A 21,235-nucleotide genomic window follows, 5' to 3' on the forward strand; every position below is an offset into this window, starting at 1 on the left:
CCCCCCCCCCCCCCCCCCCCCCCCCCCCCCCCCCCCCCCCCCCCCCCCCCCCCCCCCCCCCCCCCCCCCCCCCCCCCCCCCCCCCCCCCCCACGACGCGGAGCGGTGCAGGTCAGCCGACCATCGCCGCCAGGACGGTGCGCCAGTCCTCGCCCGGCTCGGGGCTCAGCGGGGCGGCGAGGGTCTCGGCGCGGTAGTGCCAGGAGCGGCGGAGTTCGGGATCGGCGTCGGGGCGCAGGTCCAGCGGGCTGCCGGAGTCGAGCAGGCGCACGAGCTCGCCGGTGAAGTCCGCCCAGGAGACGTGCCCGTTGACGGCGTTGACGATCCGGCCGGCCGCCGGGTTGCCGTCGGCGACGCAGGCGGCGAGCGCGCGGGCCAGGGCGGCGGAGTGCACCCAGGCGGCGCCGTACCAGGCGGAGCGGTCGCCGGGGGCGGGGGCGGGCAGGGCGATCGGGCGGCCGGCCAAGGCGGCCTGGTAGAGGTCGCCGGTGGAGCCCCAGCGGAGCTGGTCGCGCAGGCGCTGGTGCGGGCCCCAGACGATCGGGGCGCGGACCACGGTGGCCGGGCCCCGGCCGGTGGCGGCCGCCTCGAACAGGATGCGCTCGCAGTCCAGCTTGGCCTGTCCGTAGGGGCTGACCGGTTCGCCGGTCGGGCCGCCTTCGGGGATGTCGGTGCCGGACGGGCGGCCGTAGGCGTCGATGCTGCTGACGAAGACGAACGGGCCGCCGCGCCAGCCCTCGACCAGGGCGCGCATCGCGGCGAGGTCGACGGCGTGCTCGGTGAAGGTGCAGGCGGCGTGGATGACGGCGTCGACACCCTCGACCGCGCGGCGCAGGCTGTCGAGGTCGGCGAGGTCGCCCTCGGCCAGTTCGGCGCCGTGCAGGGCGGGCAGGTGGGCGGACTCGGGCCGGACCAGGGTCCGGACCGGGCGGCCCTGGGCCATCAGTTCCTGGAGGACGGCCGCGCCGACACCGCCGGTGGCGCCGGTGAGCAGCACGGTGCCCGCGCGGGTGCGGGTACCCGGGCGGGAGCCGGTGCGGGCGGGGGCGGCGCGGCGCTCGTCCTCGCGGGTGGCGAGCAGGGCGGCGAGGGCGCGCGGGGTGCGCTGCTCCAGCACGTCCAGGCCGGTGAGCGGCAGGCCGGTGCGGGTGCGCAGGCGTTCGGCGAGCTGGACGGCGACCAGGGAGTGGCCGCCGAGGGCGAAGAAGTCGCCGTCGGCGGGCGGGGTGGTGCCGAGCAGTTCGCCGAAGGCCGTCCGGACGGTGTCGAGCGGGCCGGACCGCTCGGGGGCGGTCGGGGCCGCGCCGGGCAGCCGGCCGCGGTCCGGGGTTCCGTCGGCGTGCCGGGGCAGCCGGTCCAGCAGGGTGACGGCGGACGGCAGGTGGGCGGGGGCGAGGTGGCGGCGCAGTGCGGCGCGCAGTTCGACGCCGGTCGGGGCGACCGGGCCGCGCACCACGGCATAGGCGAGCGGCGGGCCGTCGGCGGTCTCGACGACGGCCGCCTCGACCACCCGGGAGTCGGCCGACAGTGCGGCGAGGGCCGGGTGCTGGGCGGTGGCCAGGCGGGTGCCGGGGAGCGCGGAGAGGGACTGGTCGGGGTCGGCGGCGACGGCGGCGAGCAGGTCCGCGAAGGCGGTGAGCAGTTGCTCGGCGGTGGTCTCGTCGAGGGCGTCCCGGTCGTGCTGGACCAGGCAGCGCGGCTGCGGGCCGTCCTCGACCAGCAGGGCGAGGCCGAACTTGGCCAGGCCCAGGTCGAGTTCGACGTCCTCGGCGGTGAGGCCGGGCAGCGTGAGCGGCTCGGCGGGGTGGACGAGGTCGCAGCTGACGGACAGCAGCGGGGTGCCGTCGGCGCCGCGGGCCGCCGCGCCGAGCCGCTCGACGATCAGGTCGAACGGGATCTCGTGGTGCTGCTGCGCGTCCAGCAGCGCGGTCCGGGCCCGTCCGAGCACCTCGGTGAAGGTGGGATCGCCGGCCAGGTCGGCGCGCACCGCGAGGGTGTTGACGCCGAGGCCGACGGTACGGCGCAGCTCGGGCCGCAGGCGCTGGCCGCTGGCGCAGCCGAGGGTGAGGTCGGCCTGGTCGGCGGCGGTGCGCAGGGTGGCGAAGGCGGCGGCCAGGACGACGGCGAACAGGGTGGCGCCGTGCCGGGCGCCGAGCCGGCGCAGGCCCTCCACGGTGGCGGGGGCGAGCGGGGCGGCGTGCAGGGTGGCCCGGCGCTCGCGTGCCCCGGGCGGGGTGGGCCGCAGCAGCGCCAGCGGGCGGGCGCCGGCCAGGTGTCGGGCGCGGGCGTCGGCGGCGCTGGTGAGTTCGGCGTCGCGGGTGCGCTCCTCGCGGGCGTACTCGGCGTACGACGGTCCGGGCGGCGGGAGTTGGGGCGCCACGCCGTCGCGGGCGGCGGCGTAGAGGGCGGCCAGGTCGGCGGCGAGGACGGGCAGCGAGCCGCCGTCGACGGCGATGTGGTGGATGTTCAGGAGCAGGGTGTGGTCCTGCGGGCCGTGCCGCAGCAGCAGGGCGCGCAGGACCGGGCCGGTGGCGAGGTCGAAGGGGCGGGCGGCCTCGGCGGCGAGCAGGGCGGGGGCGTTGTTCCCGGCGCCGTTCTCCCAGGTGGCGTCCACCGTGCGCAGCGGCACCGGGGTGACCGGGTCGGTCTGCTGGTGGGGCTGGTCGCCCTGGCGGCCGTAGCGGGTGCGCAGGACGGCGTGGCGCTCGGTGAGGCCGGTGAGGGCGGTGGCGAGGGCGGCGGGGTCGAGCGGTCCGCGCAGGCGGGTGGCGAGCGGGACGTTGTAGAGGGCGCCGCCCTGGCCGAGGTGGTCCATCAGCCACATCCGCTGCTGGGCGTGCGAGAGCGGGGCGGGGCCGGCCGGGCCGTCGCCCTGGCCGGTCGGCGCGCTCTGCGGGGCCGCCGGGCGCCCGCCCGCGGCGGGGCGGTTGCGGCGGGCGCGGCGCAGCAGGTCGGCCTGGTCGGCGGTCTGGTCGACGGCCGGGTGCTCGGCGGTCATCGGGTGGCTCCTTGCGGGGTGTCGTCGTGCGCGGCGCGCAGGGCTCGTTCGAGCAGGTCGGCCTGGCCGGCGACGGTGGGGTGGCCGAGGAAGTCGGCGAGCGAGAGTTCGACGCCGAGGTCCTCGCGGAGGTCGTCGACGACCCACATGGCGAGCAGCGAGTGGCCGCCCTCGGCGAGGAAGTCGGCGGCCGGGTCGGTGATCGGGCGTTCCAGGGCGCGGGTCCAGGCGGTGGCGACGGCCTGCTGGATCGGGGTGAGGGCGGCGGCGGTGCCGGGTCCGTCGGCGGCCGTCTCGTCGGCGGCGGCGAGGGCGCGGCGGTCGATCTTGCCGGTACCGGTCAGCGGCAGGGCGGCGAGTACGGTCCAGGCAGTGGGCACCAGGTGGGCGGGCAGCCGGTCGGCGAGCCGGGCACGGAGGGTCTCGACGGCCGGTCGGCTGCCGTCGGCGAGGACCAGGCAGGCGGTGAGCGCGGCGTCGGTGTGGCCGGGCCGTCGGACCACGACGGCCGCCTCGGCGACCTCGGGGAACTGCAGCAGCGCGTGCTCGACCTCGCCGGGTTCGATCCGGAAGCCGCGGACCTTCACCTGGTCGTCGGTGCGGCCGTGGAACTCCAGTGCGCCGTCGGGGCGTTGGCGGACGAGGTCGCCGCTGCGGTAGGCGCGGCCGGTGCCGGGCAGGTCGCGGAAGCGCTCGGCGGTCAGCTCCGGCCGGTCCAGGTAGCCCTGGGCGAGCCGGCCGCCGGCGATCCACAGTTCGCCGACGGTGCCGGGCGGCACCGGTGCGAGCTCCTGGTCGAGGACGAGGGTGCGGGCGCCGCCGAAGGGCCGGCCGATCGGGACCGGGCCGGTGGTGCAGTCGGCCGGGGTGATCCGGTGCAGGGTGGTGAAGGTGGTGGCCTCGGTCGGCCCGTAGACGTTGAAGAGTTCGAGCCAGGGGAAGGCGCGCAGCACCGCCCCCGCGTACTCGGGCGACAGGGCTTCGCCGCCGACGGCCAGGGTGCGCAGCACACCGAAGATCCGGGACTGCCGGGCGGCCAGGTGGTGGAACAGGGCGGTGGTGATGAACACGGTGGTGACGCCGAACCGCTCGATGTCGCGGACGAGTTCCTCGGCGGTGGGCCGGTCGGACGGCGAGACGGCGACGGCGGCGCCGCGCGCCAGCGGGGCCCACAGTTCGAAGGTGGAGGCGTCGAAGCTGATCGTGGAGTGGAACAGGACCCGGTCGCGGGGGCCGAGCGTGAACGCGTCCTGGGCGGTGACCAGGTCGGCGACGGCGCTGTGCGGGACGATGACGCCCTTGGGCCGGCCGGTGGAGCCCGAGGTGTAGAAGAGCAGGGCGGGCGCGGCCGGCTCGGCGGCGTCGGGGGCGGCCGCACCGATGGCGTCGGGGCCGTTCCCGGCCGGGGCGGCGGGCTCGGCCAGGACGAGGGTCGAGGTCAGCGCGAGGGTCTGCTCCTCGGCGAGTCCGGCCTCGGCGAGCAGCGTCTTGTCGCCGAGGACGAGCCGGACTCCGGCGTCCCCGGTCATCTCGGCGATGCGCTGGCGCGGGTAGGCCGGGTCGATCGGGACGACGTGGGCGCCGGTCCGCCAGATCGCGAGCTGGGCGACGACCAGGCGGGTGGAACGGGCGCAGAGCAGGCCGACGGCGCTGCCGGCGCCGATTCCCCGGGCGGTCAGGGTCGCGGCCAGCCGGGCCGAGGAGTCGACGAGTTGACGGTACGTCAGAACGGTGGAGCCGTCGGTCACGGCGAGGGCGTCGGGGCGCTCCTGGGCGTGCCGGGCGATCAGGTCCGGGAGGGTCGCGGTGGGCATGGTGGGTCCCTTCCGGGCGCCCCGGCCGCGAACGGCCGGGGCGCCCTGCGCAGGTCGTACGGGCGGGCGGGCGGTCAGACGGCGGCGGCGGCGGTCGGCTGCCGTTCCGCCACCAGCCGGGCGACGGCCCGCAGGTCGGGCTGGCGCAGCACCAGGGGCGCGCGCAGCCGCACCCCGCACTCCTCCTCCAGGGCCTCCAGCAGCCGTGCGGCGGCGAGCGAGTTGCCGCCCGAGGCGAGGAAGTTGTCGCCGGGCCCGAGGTCCGCGCGGCCGAGCAGGTCGCGGCACAGGCGCAGCACGGTGCGCTCGGTGGGCGTGGCGCCCTCCTCCGCCGCGACCGGCTCGTCCGCCGTCGGGGCGAGGAGCAGGGCGGCGCGGTCGACCTTGCCGTTGGCGTCCAGCGGGAAGGTGTCGACCAGGCGGACGGCCGACGGGACGGCCTGCTCGGGCAGCCACGGCCGGACCGCCGCCAGCAGCTCGTCGGCGTCGGCCGCCGAGGACCCCTCGACGGTCTGGACGAAGGCGAGCAGCCGGACGCCGCCGGTGGGCGCCGGGGCCGCGGCCACCACGGCCCGGCGCACCCGCGGGTCGCGCTCGAACGCGGCCTCGACCTCGGCGGGTTCGACCCGGACGCCGCTGACCTTGACCTGGTCGTCGAGCCGGCCGTGGAACTCCAGCACGCCGTCGGCGCGCATCACCACCCGGTCGCCGCTGCGGTAGACCCGGTCGATGCCGTCCACGCCGGGCGGCACGCCGACGAAGCGCCGGGCGGTCAGCTCGGGGTCGAGGTAGCCGGCGGCCAGGCCCCGGCCGCCGATGCGCAGTTCGCCGGCCTGGCCGCGCGGCACCGGCCGGCCCTCCTCGTCGGTGACCAGGACGACCGCGCCCGGGACGGGCAGCCCGATCGGCGGTGCGCCGGCGCCGTGGTCGAGGCCGGGCGCCATGGTGTGCACGGTGGTGGTGACGGTGGCCTCGGCGGGACCGTAGGCGTTGTGGACGGCCGCGGTGACGTCCGGGCCGGGGGCGCGGCGCAGCCGGTCGCCGCCGATGGTGAGGTGGCGCAGTGCCAGCCCGTCCGGCCACCCGCGCGCCAGGATCGGTTCGGCGAGCGGGGTGGGCAGGATGCTGACGGTGACGCCGGCCTCGCGCCACCAGTCGGTGAGCGCGCCCGGGTCCCAGCGGACGGCCTCGGGGGCGAGGGTGAGCGCGGCGCCGGAGGTGAGGGTGGCCCACAGCTCCAGGACGTGCGGGTCGAAGGACACGCCGATCAGCAGGCTGTGCCGCTCGCCGGGGCCGAGGCCGGTCAGCTCGCGGTACCAGTGGAGCAGCGCGCCGAGGGCGGGTTCGCCGACGGCGACGGCCTTGGGGGTGCCGGTCGAGCCGGAGGTGAGCACCGCGTAGTGGGTGCCGGCGGGCACGTGGACCTGCTCGCCGGGGACGAACGCGGCGACCACGTCGCTGGCCGGGTCCAGGTCGAGCGCCAACTGCTCGCCGCCATGCGGCAGTCGGGCCGGGTCGCCGACCAGGCAGGCGGGCCGCAGCTGCTCGGCGACGGCCTGGAGCCGGCGCTCGCCGGGGCGCGGGCCGAGCGGCAGGTGGACGGCGCCGAGCTTGGCGGTGGCGAGGGTGACGGCGGCCAGGGCGGCGGAGTGGCCGAGGCAGACGCCGACCAGGTCGCCGGGGCGGATCCGGTCGCGCAGCGCCGCGGCCACCGTGTCGGCGAGGCGGTCGAGTTCGGCGTAGCTGTAGGTGCGGGCGCCGTCGATCAGGGCGGGCGCGTCCGGGGTCCGGTGCACCCAGGTGGCGAACAGGTCGAGGACCGCGCCGTCCTGGTGCGGGCGACCGTATTCGATGCTCAGGGTTTCCATCATCGTCTCCAGGTGGTTCAGGCCGTTGACAGGCCGTTGACGGACTGTCAGTTCAGGCCCATGGAGCGGGCGATGATCACCTTCTGGACCTCGGAGGTCCCCTCGATGATCGTGGTCATCCGCACGTAGCGGTACAGGAACTCCAGCGGGTGGCCGCGCACCCAGCCGGTGGCGCCGTGCACCTGGAGCGAGCGGTCCACCGCGCGCACGGCGGTCTCGGAGGCGGTGAGCTTGGCGAGCGCCGCGTTCTCCGGCGCCTCGGTGCCGTCGTCGACCAGCCGGGCGCAGGCGAGGGTGAGCAGCTTGGAGCACTCCACCTCGGCCCGGGTGGCCACCAGGTGTTCCTGGACGTGCTGGTACTCGCCGATGACCTTGCCGAAGGCGCGCCGCTCGCGGGCGTACTCGACGCCCATGCGCAGCGCGTACTCGGCGATGCCGTTGCACATCGCGGCGACGACCAGGCGGCCCCGGGAGAGGCTGTCCATGGCGAGGGCGGTGGCCGCGCCGACGCCCTCCTCGCCGCCGATCACGGCGTCGGTGGAGACGGTGACCTGGTCGAGCAGCAGCTCGAACAGCGGTTCGCCGGACATGCCCTCGTAGCGCTGGCCGATCCGCAGGCCGGGCTGGTCGATCGGGAGGACGAAGGCGGTGGCGCCGGCGGTGGGCCCGGCTCCCTCGCCGAGGTCGGTGGCGGTGACGACGAGCACCAGGCCGGCCCGGTCGGCGTTGCTGACGAAGGTCTTGCGGCCGTTCAGCACCCAGCCGTCGGCGGTGCGCACGGCGGTGGTGGTGAGGCGGAACGCGTCGGAGCCGGCGTGCGGCTCGGTGAGGGCGAGGCAGCGGGTCTGCTCGCCGCGCACCAGCGGCACGAGGTGGCGCTCGATCTGCTCGGGGGTGCCGTGCCGCAGCAGCGGGCTGGGGCCGTCGGAGCCGGCCAGGGCGTACGGCGCGAGCGGGCAGCCGCTGCGCCCGGCGGCGTGGTGCAGCAGGACGACGGCGGTGAACGGCATGTCGGCGCCGCCGAGTTCCTCGGGGTAGTCGCCGGCGTAGAAGCCGAGCGCGGCGGAACGCTTGCGGACGTAGGCGCGCAGTTCGGCGGGCACCTCGTCGGCGGTCTCGGGCAGTTCGGCGGCCAGCGGGACGAGCTCGCGGCGGACGAAGCTCTCGAACGCGTCGACGAGTTCGCGGTGGCCGTCTTCGAGGACGGCGGAGGGGGCGGTCATGCGCGGTCTGCCTTTCCGGGGTGCTGGCCGGTGAGCGCGCTGGCCTGGTCGGCCAGGACGGCGTGGCGGAACAGGGTGCGCAGCGGCGGGCGGCTGCCGAGGTGCGGCTCCAGCCAGGCGGCGAGCTGGGCGGCGAGCAGCGAGTGGCCGCCGACCTCGAAGAAGTGGGACTCGGCGGTGAAGCGGTCGTGGCCGAGCACCTCGCGCCAGGCGGCGGCGATCAGTTCCTGGCCGGGGTCGGCGAAGGCGCTCTCGGCGGCCGGGGCGGCCTCCTGGGCGGGGGCCTCGTCGGCGAGCCGGGCGAGGGCGGCGCGGTCGGGCTTGCCGCCGGGCAGGGTGGGCATCGTCTCGACGGCCGTCCAGGTCGCGGGGACGAGCCCGCCGGGCAGCCGCTGGGCGAGCGCCGCGTGCAGGGCGGCCTGGTCGGGGCGGTCGGCGCCCTCCAGGAAGCCGATCAGGCGCGGGCCGGCCTGCGGGTCGGTGTGCAGCACCACCGCGCAGGAGCGCCCGCCGAGTTCGGCGGAGGCCGCGGCCTCGATCTCCTCCAGTTCGATCCGGTGGCCGCGGAGCTTGACCTGGTTGTCGGCGCGGCCGAGGAAGCACAGCCGGCCGCGCAGGTCGCGGTAGCCGCGGTCGCCGGTGCGGTAGACGCGCTCGCCGCCGAGGGCGGGCACGGTGACGAAGCGGGCCGCGGTCGGCTCCGGCAGGCCGAGGTAGCCATCGGCCAACAGGTCTCCGCTGACGGCGAGTTCGCCGACACAGCCGGCCGGGAGCGGGCGCAGCGCCTCGTCCAGGACGTGCAGGCGCACGCCGTCCAGTTCCGCGCCGAGCGGGATCTCGCCGTCCTCGGCCACGTCGGCGGCGGTGACCTCGTACACGGTGGAGGTGACGGTGGCCTCGGTGACGCCGTAGGCGTTCAGCACGGTGGTCGCCTCGGTCAGGCCGGCCAGCGCGCGGGCGGGCAGGCGCTCGCCGCCGAGGACGAGCAGCCGGGGCGTCCAGCGGCCGTCGCGCAGCGCTTCGCGCAGGTCCTCGCGGACGGCGAGCAGGTAGCTGGTCGGCAGGTTGGCGACGGTGACGCCGCGGGCGGCGAGCACGGCGACGAGCTCGGGCCCGGTGGGCACCTCGCGCTGCGGCACGACCAGGGCGGCGCCGGCGGCCAGCGCGGGCAGCACCTCCTCCAGCGCCACGTCGAAGGACGGGCGGGCGAACAGCAGCACCCGGTCGGCGGTGGTCAGTTCGTAGCGGGCGGCGATCGCGGCGACGTACCCGGCGAGCGCGTCGCGGCCGACCAGGACGGGCTTGGGCACGCCGGTGGAGCCGGAGGTGTGGATCAGGTAGGCGGCGCCGTCCAGCACGGCGGCGGGCTCGGCCTTGGGGAAGGCCGGGCCGTCCAGCAGCGCGGGGGTGACGCCCTCGGCGGGCAGGGCGAGCGCGCTCTGCCGGGTGGCCAGCACCAGGGCCGGGGCCAGCCGGTCCAGCAGCAGGCCGAGCCGGGTGGCCGGGTCCTCGGCGGACAGCGGCGCGTACACGGCGCCGTACCGCAGGCAGGCGAGCAGGGCGACGACGCTGTCCACGCCGCGCGGCAGCACGGCGGCGACCGGCTGGCCGGGGGTGACGCCGGCGGCGCGCAGGCGTTCGGCCAGCTGGGTGACGCGGCGGTCGAGCTCGCCGTAGCTGAGGCGCTCGGTGCCGGCGATCATCGCGATGGCCGTGGGGTCGTGGGCGGCGGCCGGGTCGAGACCGGCCCGGGCGACGGCGATGGCGGGTTCGGCGGCCGGGGCGGGGTCGAGCGCGGCGAGCGTGGCCTCGGGCCGGTCGAGGTAGCAGCGCAGCAGCTGGAGCAGGCGGTCGGCCAGCAGGGTGGCCTCGGCCTCGCCGAACAGGTCGGCGTCGTAGTCCCAGACCAGGGTCATCCCGGCGCCGCCGTGCTTCTCGCCGACCACCCGGCGGTCGTCGGGCAGCAGCACCAGGTCGAGGTCGAAGCGGGTGGTGCCGGTGTTGAAGCCCTCGTACAGCGAGACTTCGAGACCGGGCGCCTGGACGTCCGGCAGCGCGGCGTCGTGCGCGCTGAACATCACGTTGAACAGCGGGTTGTCGGCGCCGCCGGTGTGCAGGCCGAGCCGGCGGGTCAGCTCCTGGACCGGCAGGTCCTGGTACGGCAGCGCACGCAGCAGGACGTCGGTCACCTCGTCGACGGCCTCGGTGCCGGGGGCGGCCGGGTCCAGCCGCAGGTGCAGCGGCACGGTGTTCACGAACATGCCGACGGTGCCCTCGAAGCCCTCCGGGCGGTTGCCGACGGCGGTGCCGACGACGAGTTCGCGGTGCCCGGAGTGCCGGCGCAGCAGTTCGGCGAAGAGCGTGAGCAGGGTGCTGAACGGGGTGTGCCCGTCCTCCTTGCTGCGGCTGCGCAGCCGCTCGGCGAGGTCGGCGCCGATCGCCTGGCGCATCTGGCCGCCGCGGTGGCGGCGCACCGCGCCGGGGTTGGCCAGCCCGGGGAGGGTGACCTCGCGCGGGGCGTCGGCCAGCTCCCGCAGCCAGAAGGCGAGCGCGCGCTCACGGGCGTCCGGGTCGACGGCCGTGCGGGCGTGCTGCTCGTACGAGGGCGCCTCGGGCAGTTGGTAGGGCTCGCCGAGGACGTGGGCGCGGTAGACGGTGAACAGGTCACGCAGCAGGATCGCGAAGGAGTGGCCGTCGTGGACGAGGTGGTGCTCGACGTGGATCAGCCGGTGGTGGTCCGTGCCGAGGCGCACCAGGTGCCAGCGCAGCACCGGCGCCTTCTCGGTGTCCACCGGCTCCTCGGCCTCGGCGGCCAGCAGCTCGCGGAAGGTGGCCTCCGGGTCGGCCTCGGCGGCGAAGTCGCTGCGGCGCAGCGTCGGTTCGCAGTGCTCGGCGACCCGCTGGCCGGGCAGGCCCTCCGGGCGGGCGACCAGTTCCAGGCGCAGGCCCGGGTGGTGTGCGAGGACGGCGGCCAGTCCGGCGTGCAACGCGTCCTCGTCGAGGGTGCCCCAGAGGTCGAGCACGGCGGTGAAGTTGTACGCACGACTGCCGGGCAGCATCTGCTCGTGCAGCCAGACGATCTCCTGCGAGGAGGAGAGCGCAAACATCGGTGACTCCCTTGTGTGGTGGGCGTGTTGGCCCTGTGGTGGCGGGGCGGGCGTGGATGGCCCGGCCCTGGTTCCGGGCACGCCGGGGTGGTGGCGCGGCCCGGCGGTCGGTGTGGGGGCTCGGTGGCGGCTTCGGTCCGGGGCGGGTCAGGCGTCCGGGGCGGGCGTCCTGATGCGGACGTCCGGTGCAGGTCCGGTACGGCTTCGGGTCGGGTCCGGGGCGGCTTCGGGTCGGGTGCGGATCAGGCGTCCGGAGCGGGCGTGCGGATCAGGCGTCCGACGCGAGGTCAGGCCGGGGGGCGGGGTCAGGCCGGGGCGGGTCAGGCCGCCCGCAGGTGGCGGCGCAGCGTGGCGAGCAGGTCGTCGAAGGCGGCGGTGGCGGCGTCCTCGGGGAACCGCTCGCGGTCCCAGGCGAGGCGCACCAGCAGGTCGTCGCCGTGCGAGGCGGCGACCGCGAACGGCGCGGCGAGCGGCCGCCCGGCCAGGTGGGTCTCCCGGCCGGGCACGCCGCCGAACACCAGCGGCGGGCGGCGGTGCAGGTCCTCCAGGGTGAGCATGCCGTCCAGGGCGCCCGTCCACGGGGCGCCGGCGGTGCGGGCGGCCCGGACCACCTCGTCGAACGGGGTGTCGGCGTGGTCGAGGTCGTCCCACCAGGCGTCGGCGAGGTCCTCCAGGGCGGCGGCCGCGCCGGGTGCGGCGGGGTGCACCAGGGTGTTGAGGAAACAGCCGAGCGCGGCGGGCGCACCCGGCGGGCGGCCGCCCCACGGGTAGCCGAGGGCGAGCTGCCCGTCGGTCCGGTGCAGCCGGTGGGCGGCGGCCGCGGTGGCGTCCAGCAGGGCGGGGAAGATAGCGGTGCGAGCGGCCCCCTCGGCGGCGGGCAGCCGGTGGCTGAGCATGCCGGTGGAGCCGGCCGCTCCCCCGCCCGTCCCGGTGACGCCGCCGAGCCTGCGGCCCCAGTGGGCCTGTGCGGCGGGGCCGCCGGCGGCGTCCTCGGCGGCCAGTTGCCGTTCGACGGCCTCCCGGTAGGCCGCCAGGGCGTCCTGGTCGGGGGCGGCGACGGCCTCCTGGGCGTGGTCGTCCCGGGCGTAGGCGTCGGTGAGGTCGGCGGTGAGGATGCCGAGCGACTGCTCGTCGCAGGCGGCGTGGTCCACCGCGAGGGCGAGCAGTTCCTCCTCGCCGTCCGGCTCCCGGGCCACCAGCAGGCGCAGCGCGGGCCCGTCGGCGGGCCAGTCCAGCAGTGCCTCGCGCAGGGCGGAGCGGGCGGTGCCGCCGGGCGGGACGGCGATCCGGGCGGCCTCGGCCGAGGGGGCGCCGACCCGCAGGACGGGCGTGCCGCGCACCGTCCCGAAGCCGCCGCACAGCGCCGGGTGCCGGGCGGCGGTGGCGGCGGCGGCGCGGGCCAGCCGGGGCAGGTCGAGGGTGCCGCCCGGGTAGGCGTGGAACAGCGGGACGACATCGGGCCGGCCCTGCGGCGCGAGCCTGCGGGTGATCAGGAAGCGCCGCTGGGCGCCGGTGAGCGGGAGCAGGTCCATCGGGGAGTCGGCGGCGGCGGAACGGTACCGGGCGAGGTAGGCGGCGGTGATGCTGGCGTGCACGGAACGGTCTCCGGTTTCCGGTTTCGGTTCGGTTCGGACGTCAGGCGGCGGGGCTCGTCGGGCGGCCGGGTGCGTCAGGCGGCGGGGCTCGCGACGGGCTCCTCCCCGGCCGTGGCGGCGGTGTCCGCCGGGAGGTCCCGCAGCCGGCGCAGCGGCGACAGCAGCAGCGGCACCGGGACGAGCAGGAAGCCCGCCGCGCACAGCCACAGCGCGGCGCGCGGTCCGGCCGCGTCGGCGACGGTGCCGCCGACGAGCGCGCCGATCGGCAGCGTGCCCCAGACCAGGAAGCGCATGGTGGCGTTCATCCGGCCGAGCAGCTCCGGCGGGCACAGGCTCTGCCGGAAGCTCACCTGGGCGACGTTGTAGGCCACCGCGCCGAACAGCACCACCGCCGAGGCGATTCCGAACAGCACCACGCCCGCGCCCCGGCCGGACAGCGGCCACAGCAGCGCGAACGGCGCCGTCACCACGGTGGCGAGCCAGATCAGCCGGGCCTGGCCGAGCCACGCCGCCAGCCGCCCCGCGCACAGCGCCCCGGCCAGGCCGCCGACGGCGGAGGCCGACAGCAGCAGACCGATGGCGCCCGGCGCGAGGTCGAGCACCCGCACCCAGAACACCGTCTGCACGGCCGCCAGCACGGCGGCGAACAGGTTGGACACGGCGGTCGCGGCGGCGATCGCGCGCAGCAGCGGGTGCCCGAGCACGAAGCGCACGCCCTCGGCGACCTCGGCACGCAGCGACCGTCCGGGCGCCGGCTCCGGTCGGGGCTCCTCGACCCGGATCCGGGCGAGCAGCAGGGCGGAGGCGAGGTAGCCGACGGCGTCGGCCACGATGGCGAGCGACGCGCCGAGCAGTTGGACCAGGCCGCCGCCGAGCCCGGGCCCGACGATCTGCGCCGAGGAGCGGACCGTCTCGATCGCGCCGTTGCCCCCGACCAGTTGCTCGCGCGGCAGGACGGACGGCAGGAAGGACTGGTGGGCGACGTCGAAGAAGACCGTCGCCACCCCGGTGACCAGCGCCACCAGGTAGAGCTGGGCCATGGTCAGCACGCCGAGCGCGGCGGCCGGCGGGATCGACCCGACGGCGAGGCAGCGCACCACGTCGGCGCGGATCAGCACCGGGAGCTTGCGCATCCGGTCCAGCCAGGCGCCGGCCGGCAGGCCGACCAGTAGGAACGCGGCGGTCTCGGCGGCGGTCAGCAGGCCGACCTCGAAGGGTGTGGCGTCGAGCACCATCACCGCCACCAACGGGAGCGCGACCAGGGTCACCTGGCTGCCCGTCTGGGCCGTCGCGGCTCCGGTGAGCAGGAGTCGGAAGTCGCGGTGGCCGAGCAGGCGGTCGCGGCGGGGGCTTGGCGTCTCGTTCATCAGTGCGACTTTCGGTCACCACTTCGCTACTGGGCAAGCATCGCGTCCGTTTCCGGACGAACCACGGGTCGGCCGGATCGCGCCACTCCCGCGACCCGCCCTTACGGACCCCATACGACCGAGCACGCTCCCGCCGGGACGTCCGCGCAGGCCGCCGACCTGGGGCGGACCACTCGCACGGCCACCCGGCGCACCGCGGGCCCCGCACGTCCAATTCGCCGTCCGCTATGCGGGCATTCGCATTCCGGCCACCGGACGCCGTCACTCAACTTGGCTGGATCATGCGAAACACTGACTGTCCGTCATCTGATCGTGATATCGGCCGCGTCGCGGGAGGCCGTGGGAAGAAGCACCCGCGCCGCCGAACGGGCCGGACCGGGCCCCGCCGCTCAGTCCGCCTCCCGGCAGGTCACCGCCAGCACCGCCATGTCGTCGTCCCGCGGCCCGCCCGTCCACCGCTCCACGTCCGCCACCAGCGCGTCGACGGCCTCCTGGGGACCGTCGAACGGGCCGAGCGGGCCGAGGGCGAGCAGCGGATCGTAGAACTCCCCGGCCGCGTCCCGGGCCTCCGTCACCCCGTCGGTCACCAGCAGCAGCGTGCACCCCGGCGGGAACGGCCGGGTCTCCGGCGCCGGCCGGGCCACGCCCAGCGAGCCCATCCCGAGCGGCAGCCCCGGGTCGGCGGCATCCAGCCGGCGCACCGCCTCCGGCCCGCCCAGCAGGTACGGTCCCGGGTGCCCGCAGTCGAGCGTGCGCACGACGTCCTCACCCTGCGGGAACTCGACCAGCAGCGCCGTGATGAACCCCTCCAGCCGCACCTCCTCGGCCAGCAGCGTGCTCTCCCGGGTCAGCGCCCGCTCCAGCCCGTCGGCCAGCGCCGCGAGGTCCGGCGCCCGGTGGGCGTCCTCCCGGAACGCGCCGAGCAGCACCGACACCGCGCCGACCGCCTGCAGCCCCTTGCCCCGCACGTCCGCGATCAGCACCCGTACGCCGTACGGGGTCGCCTGCAGCGCGTACGCGTCGCCGCCGATCAGCGCCTCGGTCTGCGCCGCCCGGTAGCAGGCGGCGACCGACAGTCGGCCCACTCGCGCGGGCGGCTCGGGCAGCACCGCCCGCTGGGCGGCCTCGGCCACCGACCGCACCTGCGCCAGCCGCTCCCCGTGCCGGGCGACGACGCGGTTGACCCAGACGCCGAGCAGCGCGGCGAAGGCCGTGTTCACCAGCTCCAGGTAGCCGTCCTGGGTGCCGATCGAGCCGTCCCGCACGGCCAGCACGAGGATGCCGGTCACATTGGCGACGCCCACCGCGAGGGTGTCCCGCAAGGTCAGCAGGGCGCCGGTCAGGACGGCGGCGGCCGCGAGGAGCGGGTCGCCCCAGTAATCGGCGGGATCCAGGGAGTTCCAGACGAGCCCGGCGACGATCAGCAACCACGGCGCGAACCGCACGTACGGCGGCCACTGCTCGGACCTCGGGGCCATCGGAGACCTTGCTTCCCGTCTCACCGCCTATCCGGAATGGGCGATTCCGATCCTAGCCACCCCTGCGCGCCCCCGCGCGCGCCCGACTGCGCCGCGGGGAGCGAACCGCGCGGTGGCGCCCCTCGGCCACCGGGGCCGGGGCGGGACCGTGGGTCAGCCCGGTGATCTGCTCCGGCACCCGCACGGCGCTCCCGCCGACGGCCGGGCACGCGAGAGCGGACGCGCCCGCTACCCGTCCAGGGTGAACCGCCCCGCGCCCGGGCCGGTGAGGAGGCCGGGCGGCAGCCGGCGCCCGTAGGTGAGCAGCAGGAGGTGTTCGGCCCGGCCCTCCACCACGGCCGGGCCCTCGCCGTACGCCCAGGCGGTGTCGGTGGCCCGCAGGTGGACACCGTCGAGTCGGGCGCCGAAGAAGCGCAGGCTGCGCCGGGAGACGGTGGCGAGCAGGGCGGTGACCCGAGGCAGCGGTAGGCGCGAGGGCAGGCCGAGCGCGGTGGTGATGTCGAGGCCGTGCACGACGTCGTGGGCGAGGGCGGCGATCCGGCCGCCGACCGGGGGGCGCCAGGGGTGTTCGGCGTGGTCGGCGAGAGCGGCGGCGAGTTGGCGGTCGGTGAGGGCGGCGGCGTCGCGGCGCGCCACCCGGTCGGTCATCCGGTGGAGGGAGCCGCCGGCCCGCATGAGGTCCGCGAGACTGCGGGCGGTGGAGTGGCGGAAGCCGGTGCTCATGTGGGCGGCGACCTCGCGAACGCGCCAACCTGCGCACAGCGAAGGGGAGTTCCACTGGTCCGGGGAGAAGGTGGTGAACACCTCGGCGAGTTCCCGGCGTTCGGCCGCGATCTGCTCGCGGACCCAGTCGACGGCCTGGTCGTGCTGCACGGTTCCCATGCCTCCAGCCTGCGGCCGGGACCCTCCGGACGTCCAAGACCGGGGAGTTCTTCCACCTATCATCAGAAGTTATGGAACTCCGGCAGCTCCAGTACTTCGTCACCGTGGCCCAGCAGGGCAGCTTCACCCGCGCCGCCGAACTGCTGCACCTCACCCAGCCCGGGGTCAGCGCCCAGATCCGGCAGCTGGAGAAGGAATTGGGCCACCGGCTGCTGGACCGCGGCGGGCGCGGCGTCCGGCTCACCCCGGTCGGCGAGGCGGTGCTCCCGCACGCGCGGGCGGCGCTCGCCTCCGCCGCGGCGGCGCGGCAGACGGCGCAGGACTTCGGCGGACTGCGGCGCGGGCACGTCCGGCTCGGGCTGGTCTCCGGGGCAGCCCTGGGTCCTGTCCCGCCGGCCGGGGCGGACGGCCTTCCCGGACTCGCCACCACGCTCGCCGCGTTCCGCCGCGACCACCCGGGCATCGACCTCTCGCTGGCCGAGGACGGTACCGCGCGGATGCTCGGCGCCCTGCGCGAGGGGCGGTTGGACCTCGCCGTGATCGGCCTGCCCACCACCGCGAGCGGACGGGACGACGACGACGGCTGGCGGACGCTGGCCGGGCTCGCCCTGCACACCGTGCTGGAAGCCCCGCTGGTCGCCGCCTTCACCGGGCACCACCCGCTGGCCGGCGGACCGGACGGCCCCCTGCCGGTCGCCGCACTGGCCGGGCACGCCCTGGTGAGCACCCCGCGCGGCACCGGCCTGCGGACGGCACTGGAGCAGGCCCTGGCCGCGGCCGGGGCACGCCCCACGGTCGCGGTCGAGGCGTCCGCCCCGCCGCAGCTGGCCGAACTCGCCGCGCACGGGCTGGGCGTGGCCGTGCTGCCGGATCCGCCGCCCGCCGCCGGGCTGCGGATCCGGCCGCTCACCGACCCCGTCCCGCTGGTGCGGATCGCGCTGGCCTGGCCGACCGGCCGCCCCACCGCGCCGCCCACGGCCGCGCTCCTGGGCCACTTGCGGACGTCCTATCCGGGCCCGGGGGCCCGCACCTGACGCTGCCGGGGGTCCGTCCTCCGCAGGCCGCCGTCAGAGCGCGGCGGCGGCGGTCCCGTCGCCGATGTGCAGGATCGCGTCGGCCCCGTCGAGGACCGCCCGGTCGAGCGGGAAGTAGCCCTGCTCCGGCGTGGTGTCGGTGCGCGTCCGGCCACCGGCGGCCGCACCGGGCTCGACCAGTCCCCAGGTGGCGGCCCCGCGCTGGAGCGCGCCCTCGTGGGTGTCCGGCTCGGGCTCCTGGAGCCCGACGGCCTCGCTGCGGCCCAGGCTGCCGGGGACGAAGGTGTACGGCTCGTCCAGGGAGTTCAGGATCGCGCCGACGCCGCTCCAGGTCAGGTCCAGGTCCGCCAGCCGCATGGCGCTCGGCTGCCGCTGCAGGTGGAGGTTGTGGGCGAAGACGAGGGTCCCCCCTCGGCGGGCCTCGCCGCCGCGGATGTCGAGGAGGTTCTGGGCCATGAGCACGTCCCGGGTGCCGAGGAGGCCGGACAGCCGGGCGCCCGGCTCCAGGCGCTCGGCCGACTGCCGGTGGTAGCGGAGCAGACCGAGGCCGGCGGTGAGGTGCGTCCTGGCCCTGAGCCACTCGGCGCGCGAGGTCGCCGCGACCAGTTCCGGGGCCCGCGCGTACAGCAGGGTGAGCAGGTCGTCGGCGACCGTCCGCAGCTTCTCCGCCTCGGCGGAGGCGCCGGGCGACATCTCCGGGTCCAGGACCGCCTCGGGGCGGCTCCAGCGCTGGTCCTCGCCGACCAGGCCGGCGAGGTCGAGGTCGAGCCCGAGGTAGTCGCGGGCGTGTTCGAGGTAGCGCCGCGGGCTGGGTGCGCTGGTGTTCTCCGTCTGCGCGTCGAAGCCGTGGAAGGCCAGACGGTCCGCCGGCGGCCGGCTCCGGTTGTAGTCGCGCATCCAGGCGACCAGCCGCCGGTTGCCGTCCAGCTCTCCGAAGCCGTGGGAGAAGCCCTCGCCCATCACCGAGTCGAGGGTGCCCACCCCCTCCTGGACGAAGTCGTTCACGGTGAGCGCGGCCACCCGGTCGGTTTCGAGGGCGATCGACCGGAATCCCCGGTCGACCAGTTGGGCGAACAGCTCGTTGCGGATCCGCGCGAAGGCCGGTTCCCGGTGGGTGGGTTCACCGAGCGCCAGCAGTGCGCATGACGGAGGGACGAGGTCTCGCAAGTCCTGACTCATGACCCTCAAGCGTATCCTTGAAAGAACGGTTGAGACTTTTCCTGCTCCGACCGCCCGATCCTCCGCTGAAGTCTCAAACCGGTGACCACCATGCGCCCCTCCGACCTCGCCCGCGGGCACGGCCTCTCGACCCAGGCCGTGCGCAACTACGAGCGGGACGGCTTCCTCCCGCCCGCCGAACGCACCGCCAGCGGCTACCGCATCTACACCGAGGTGCACGCGGCCGCGCTCGACGCCTACCGCTCCCTGGTCGCGGCGTACGGCCACGCGACCGGCGGCCGGATCATGACCGCACTCCACCGGGGCGGGCTCGACGACGCCCTGACGGCCATCGACCGCGGCCACGGCCAACTGCTCCGCGACCGGGACACCCTGGACGCGGTGCGGGAGGCCGTGCACCACCTGACGGCGCGACCCGACGCGGCGCGGGATCTCTCGGCGGACCTTGCAGCGGACCTTGAGACGGATCTTGCGGCGGATCTTGAGGCTGGCCCATCGGCGGAGCCCGCGGTGGACGGCGCCGTCCTGAGCATCGGCGAACTCGCCCACCGGCTCGGCGTCACCCCGGCGACCGTGCGCAACTGGGAGGGCGCGGGCATCCTCACCCCCGCCCGGGACCAGGCCACCGGGCACCGCGCCTTCCGCGCCGACGACATCCGCGACGCCGAACTCGCCCACCTGCTCCGGCGCGGCGGCTACCCGCTGGACCACATCGCCACCGTGGTCCGACAGGTGCGGACGGCCGGCGGCACGGCCTCCCTGGCCGACGCCCTCGACAGCTGGCAACGCAGGCTCACCGCCCAGGGCCTGGCCATGCTCGACGCGGCCGCCCGGCTCGGCCACTACCTGGGCCTGACCGGCCACCCGTGGCCGGACCTGGGGTCTTAGTCAGCGATTCGGCGGGCCGCCTCCGTGGCGGGCTCAGCCGACGCGGGTGAGCCGGGTGGTGCGAGGAGGGGTCTGGTCGGCGGGGGTGGCGGGGCCGGCGGCACGGTCGGGCTCGGGGCGATCGGGGTTGGCGAGCAGGATGGAGCGCTGGAGCCGTCGCAGTCCGGCCGAGGGTTCCATGCCCAACTCCCGTACCAGGGTGTTGCGCAGGCGCTGGTAGGCCTCCAGGGCCTCGCCCCGTCGGCCGGAGCGGTGCAGGGCGATCATGTACTGGCCGTGCAGGCTCTCGTGGGTGCGGTAGCGGTCGACCAGGACGGTGAGTTCGGCGAGCAGGACGCGGTGGCGGCCCAGCCGCAGGTCGGCCTCGATCCGCTGATCCAGCGCGCAGAGCCGGGTCTCCTCCAACCGCTTGGCCTCGACGGCGAGTTGACCGCCGAGCGGGACGTCGGCGAACGCCGGACCGCGCCACAGGCCGAGCGCCTCGCCCAACTGGCGGGCGGCGAGCGGGAAGTCGCCGCCGTCCATGGCCCGGTAGCCGAGGCCCGCGAGGCGGTCGAACTCCTGGAGGTCGACCAGTCCGCCGCCGCTGTCGAGCCGGTAGCCGCCGGGCGAGGTCACCAGGACGTCCTTGGCTCCGCACGCTCCTCCGGCGTCATCGCGGTGGGCGAGCGCCCGGTCGATGAGGTCGCGCAGTTGGAGGACGTAGGTCTGGACGGTGGTGCGCGCGCTGCGTGGCGGATGGCCGGACCACAGTTCCTCCGCGAGGACGCCCGCCGAGATGACCTGGTCGGCGCGCAGGGCCAGCAGGGCGAGCACTTGCCGTGGTTTCGGCGCCGAGGGCACCACCGACACCCCGCACACCTGGACCCCCAAGGCCCCCAACACCCGGATCTCCATGACGTCCACCCCAATCCAGACGGATCGGCGACCCCGACGGCCACCGGCCGGCCGGTACTGCGGCTACCGCACAGCCGAGCACCAGGTGCTCATCCAAAAACAGGACGGACGGTTTGTCAATACAAAACCGAACGAGCTGTTTGTTTTTGAACGGACCATCGAGCTCCGGACCGCGGCGACCGACCGGACCGACCCGCCGCCGCAAGTGCCGCCGCGTCAGCCCCGGGCGCAAGCCGTCAGGCGCCACCAGCACGGGCCGCCGCCAGCTCGGCCACCACCCGCCCACCACGGTCCGCGCCCAGATCCAGCGCGGCCAGCACCCCGGGGACCGCGATGCTCGGCATCACGTGCCGGTACAACACGGCCACCCGGCGCTCCAGATCCGCCCGGCCGGACATCTTCTGGGACTGGATCTGCACGCCCGTCCAGGCGCCCGTCATCAGCCACGCCGTCTCGGCCGGCAGCACGTGCGGCAGCAGCTCACCCCGCTCACCGGCTGCCGTCAGCACCGCCTCCAGCCGGGCGATCCACCCGGGCGTGGCACCGCCACTGAGGTCGCCGAACACGTCCTGGCCGAGCGAGAGCCGCGCGCCCGCGCTCAACAGCGGGTCACCCGGCATGAGATGGGCGACGACCATCCCCAGGTCGACGAACTCCTGGAGCTTGCAATGCCGTTCGGGGATCTCGTCCCGACCGAACTGCTCCTCCACGACGCCCTGCGCGAGCTCCCGCTTCGACGCGAAGTGGAAGTACACCGCACCCCGGGTCACACCCGCACGGGCGACCACCTCACCGATCGTCGCCCCCTCGTACCCGTGCTCGTCGAAGACCGAGGCCGCCGCCTCCAGGATCAGCCGACGCGTCCGGATCGCCCGCTCCTGCCGCACCACCGCAACCACCCCGCCC

14 protein-coding genes are annotated in these 21,235 nt (G+C 76.3%); 2 read left to right on the forward strand and 12 right to left on the reverse strand.

Annotated elements, in window-relative coordinates; genetic code table 11:
- Positions 1-111: 111 nt before the first annotated feature.
- The 9 genes from AC07BF_RS29525 to AC07BF_RS29565 form a co-directional block, all read right to left on the reverse strand.
- Positions 112-2,997 carry a condensation domain-containing protein gene (locus AC07BF_RS29525; RefSeq protein WP_478334142.1) on the reverse strand — a complete coding sequence of 962 codons (2,886 nt, stop codon included), beginning with the start codon at positions 2,995-2,997 and terminating at the stop codon, positions 112-114.
- Positions 2,994-4,811: a non-ribosomal peptide synthetase gene (locus tag AC07BF_RS29530; protein ID WP_363633533.1), complete on the reverse strand. Its 1,818-nt coding sequence runs from the start codon at positions 4,809-4,811 to the stop codon at positions 2,994-2,996. The genes AC07BF_RS29525 and AC07BF_RS29530 overlap by 4 nt, the downstream gene beginning before the upstream one ends.
- A 74-nt stretch (positions 4,812-4,885) precedes the next feature.
- On the reverse strand, positions 4,886-6,679 hold the full coding sequence (locus AC07BF_RS29535; RefSeq protein WP_363582761.1) for an AMP-binding protein: 1,794 nt from the start codon (positions 6,677-6,679) through the stop codon (positions 4,886-4,888).
- Positions 6,680-6,726: 47 nt separating this feature from the next.
- Positions 6,727-7,902 (reverse strand): acyl-CoA dehydrogenase family protein, encoded by a 1,176-nt coding sequence (locus tag AC07BF_RS29540; RefSeq protein WP_363582759.1) that lies wholly within the window; start codon positions 7,900-7,902, stop codon positions 6,727-6,729.
- Positions 7,899-11,009 (reverse strand): non-ribosomal peptide synthetase, encoded by a 3,111-nt coding sequence (locus tag AC07BF_RS29545; RefSeq protein WP_478334143.1) that lies wholly within the window; start codon positions 11,007-11,009, stop codon positions 7,899-7,901. Before AC07BF_RS29545 ends, AC07BF_RS29540 begins: the two co-directional genes overlap by 4 nt.
- Before the next feature lie 320 nt (positions 11,010-11,329).
- Positions 11,330-12,604: a non-ribosomal peptide synthetase gene (locus AC07BF_RS29550; protein WP_363633539.1), complete on the reverse strand. Its 1,275-nt coding sequence runs from the start codon at positions 12,602-12,604 to the stop codon at positions 11,330-11,332.
- Positions 12,605-12,678: 74 nt separating this feature from the next.
- Positions 12,679-13,971 carry an MFS transporter gene (locus AC07BF_RS29555; RefSeq protein WP_363582753.1) on the reverse strand — a complete coding sequence of 431 codons (1,293 nt, stop codon included), beginning with the start codon at positions 13,969-13,971 and terminating at the stop codon, positions 12,679-12,681.
- 389 nt (positions 13,972-14,360) lie between these two features.
- Entirely contained in the window at positions 14,361-15,449 is a 1,089-nt protein-coding gene (locus AC07BF_RS29560; RefSeq protein WP_478334144.1) for a PP2C family protein-serine/threonine phosphatase, read from the reverse strand.
- A gap of 228 nt (positions 15,450-15,677) precedes the next feature.
- Complete coding sequence (locus AC07BF_RS29565) at positions 15,678-16,331, reverse strand: maleylpyruvate isomerase family mycothiol-dependent enzyme (protein ID WP_363582749.1); 654 nt, start codon at positions 16,329-16,331, stop codon at positions 15,678-15,680.
- Between the two features lie 71 nt (positions 16,332-16,402).
- On the opposite strand from AC07BF_RS29565, the gene AC07BF_RS29570 reads away from it, so the two are divergent.
- Entirely contained in the window at positions 16,403-17,365 is a 963-nt protein-coding gene (locus AC07BF_RS29570; protein ID WP_363582747.1) for a LysR family transcriptional regulator, read from the forward strand.
- A 33-nt stretch (positions 17,366-17,398) separates the two neighbouring features.
- On the opposite strand, the gene AC07BF_RS29575 is transcribed toward AC07BF_RS29570, so the two are convergent.
- A complete protein-coding gene (locus tag AC07BF_RS29575) occupies positions 17,399-18,544 on the reverse strand; it encodes an erythromycin esterase family protein (protein WP_363582745.1) in 1,146 nt (381 codons plus the stop codon).
- Between the two features lie 90 nt (positions 18,545-18,634).
- Between AC07BF_RS29575 and AC07BF_RS29580 the strand changes: the two genes are divergently transcribed.
- Positions 18,635-19,432, forward strand: a complete 798-nt coding sequence (locus AC07BF_RS29580) for a TioE family transcriptional regulator (protein ID WP_363582782.1) — start codon at positions 18,635-18,637, stop codon at positions 19,430-19,432.
- Between the two features lie 33 nt (positions 19,433-19,465).
- Here the strand turns inward: AC07BF_RS29580 and AC07BF_RS29585 are convergent, their stop codons facing one another.
- Together AC07BF_RS29585 and AC07BF_RS29590 are read right to left on the reverse strand one after the other, a co-directional pair.
- Positions 19,466-20,329 carry an AfsR/SARP family transcriptional regulator gene (locus AC07BF_RS29585; protein WP_363582743.1) on the reverse strand — a complete coding sequence of 288 codons (864 nt, stop codon included), beginning with the start codon at positions 20,327-20,329 and terminating at the stop codon, positions 19,466-19,468.
- Between the two features lie 236 nt (positions 20,330-20,565).
- Entirely contained in the window at positions 20,566-21,219 is a 654-nt protein-coding gene (locus AC07BF_RS29590) for a ScbR family autoregulator-binding transcription factor (RefSeq protein WP_363582741.1), read from the reverse strand.
- Positions 21,220-21,235: the final 16 nt, after the last annotated feature.

This window comes from Kitasatospora sp. NPDC043950 (assembly GCF_056435345.1).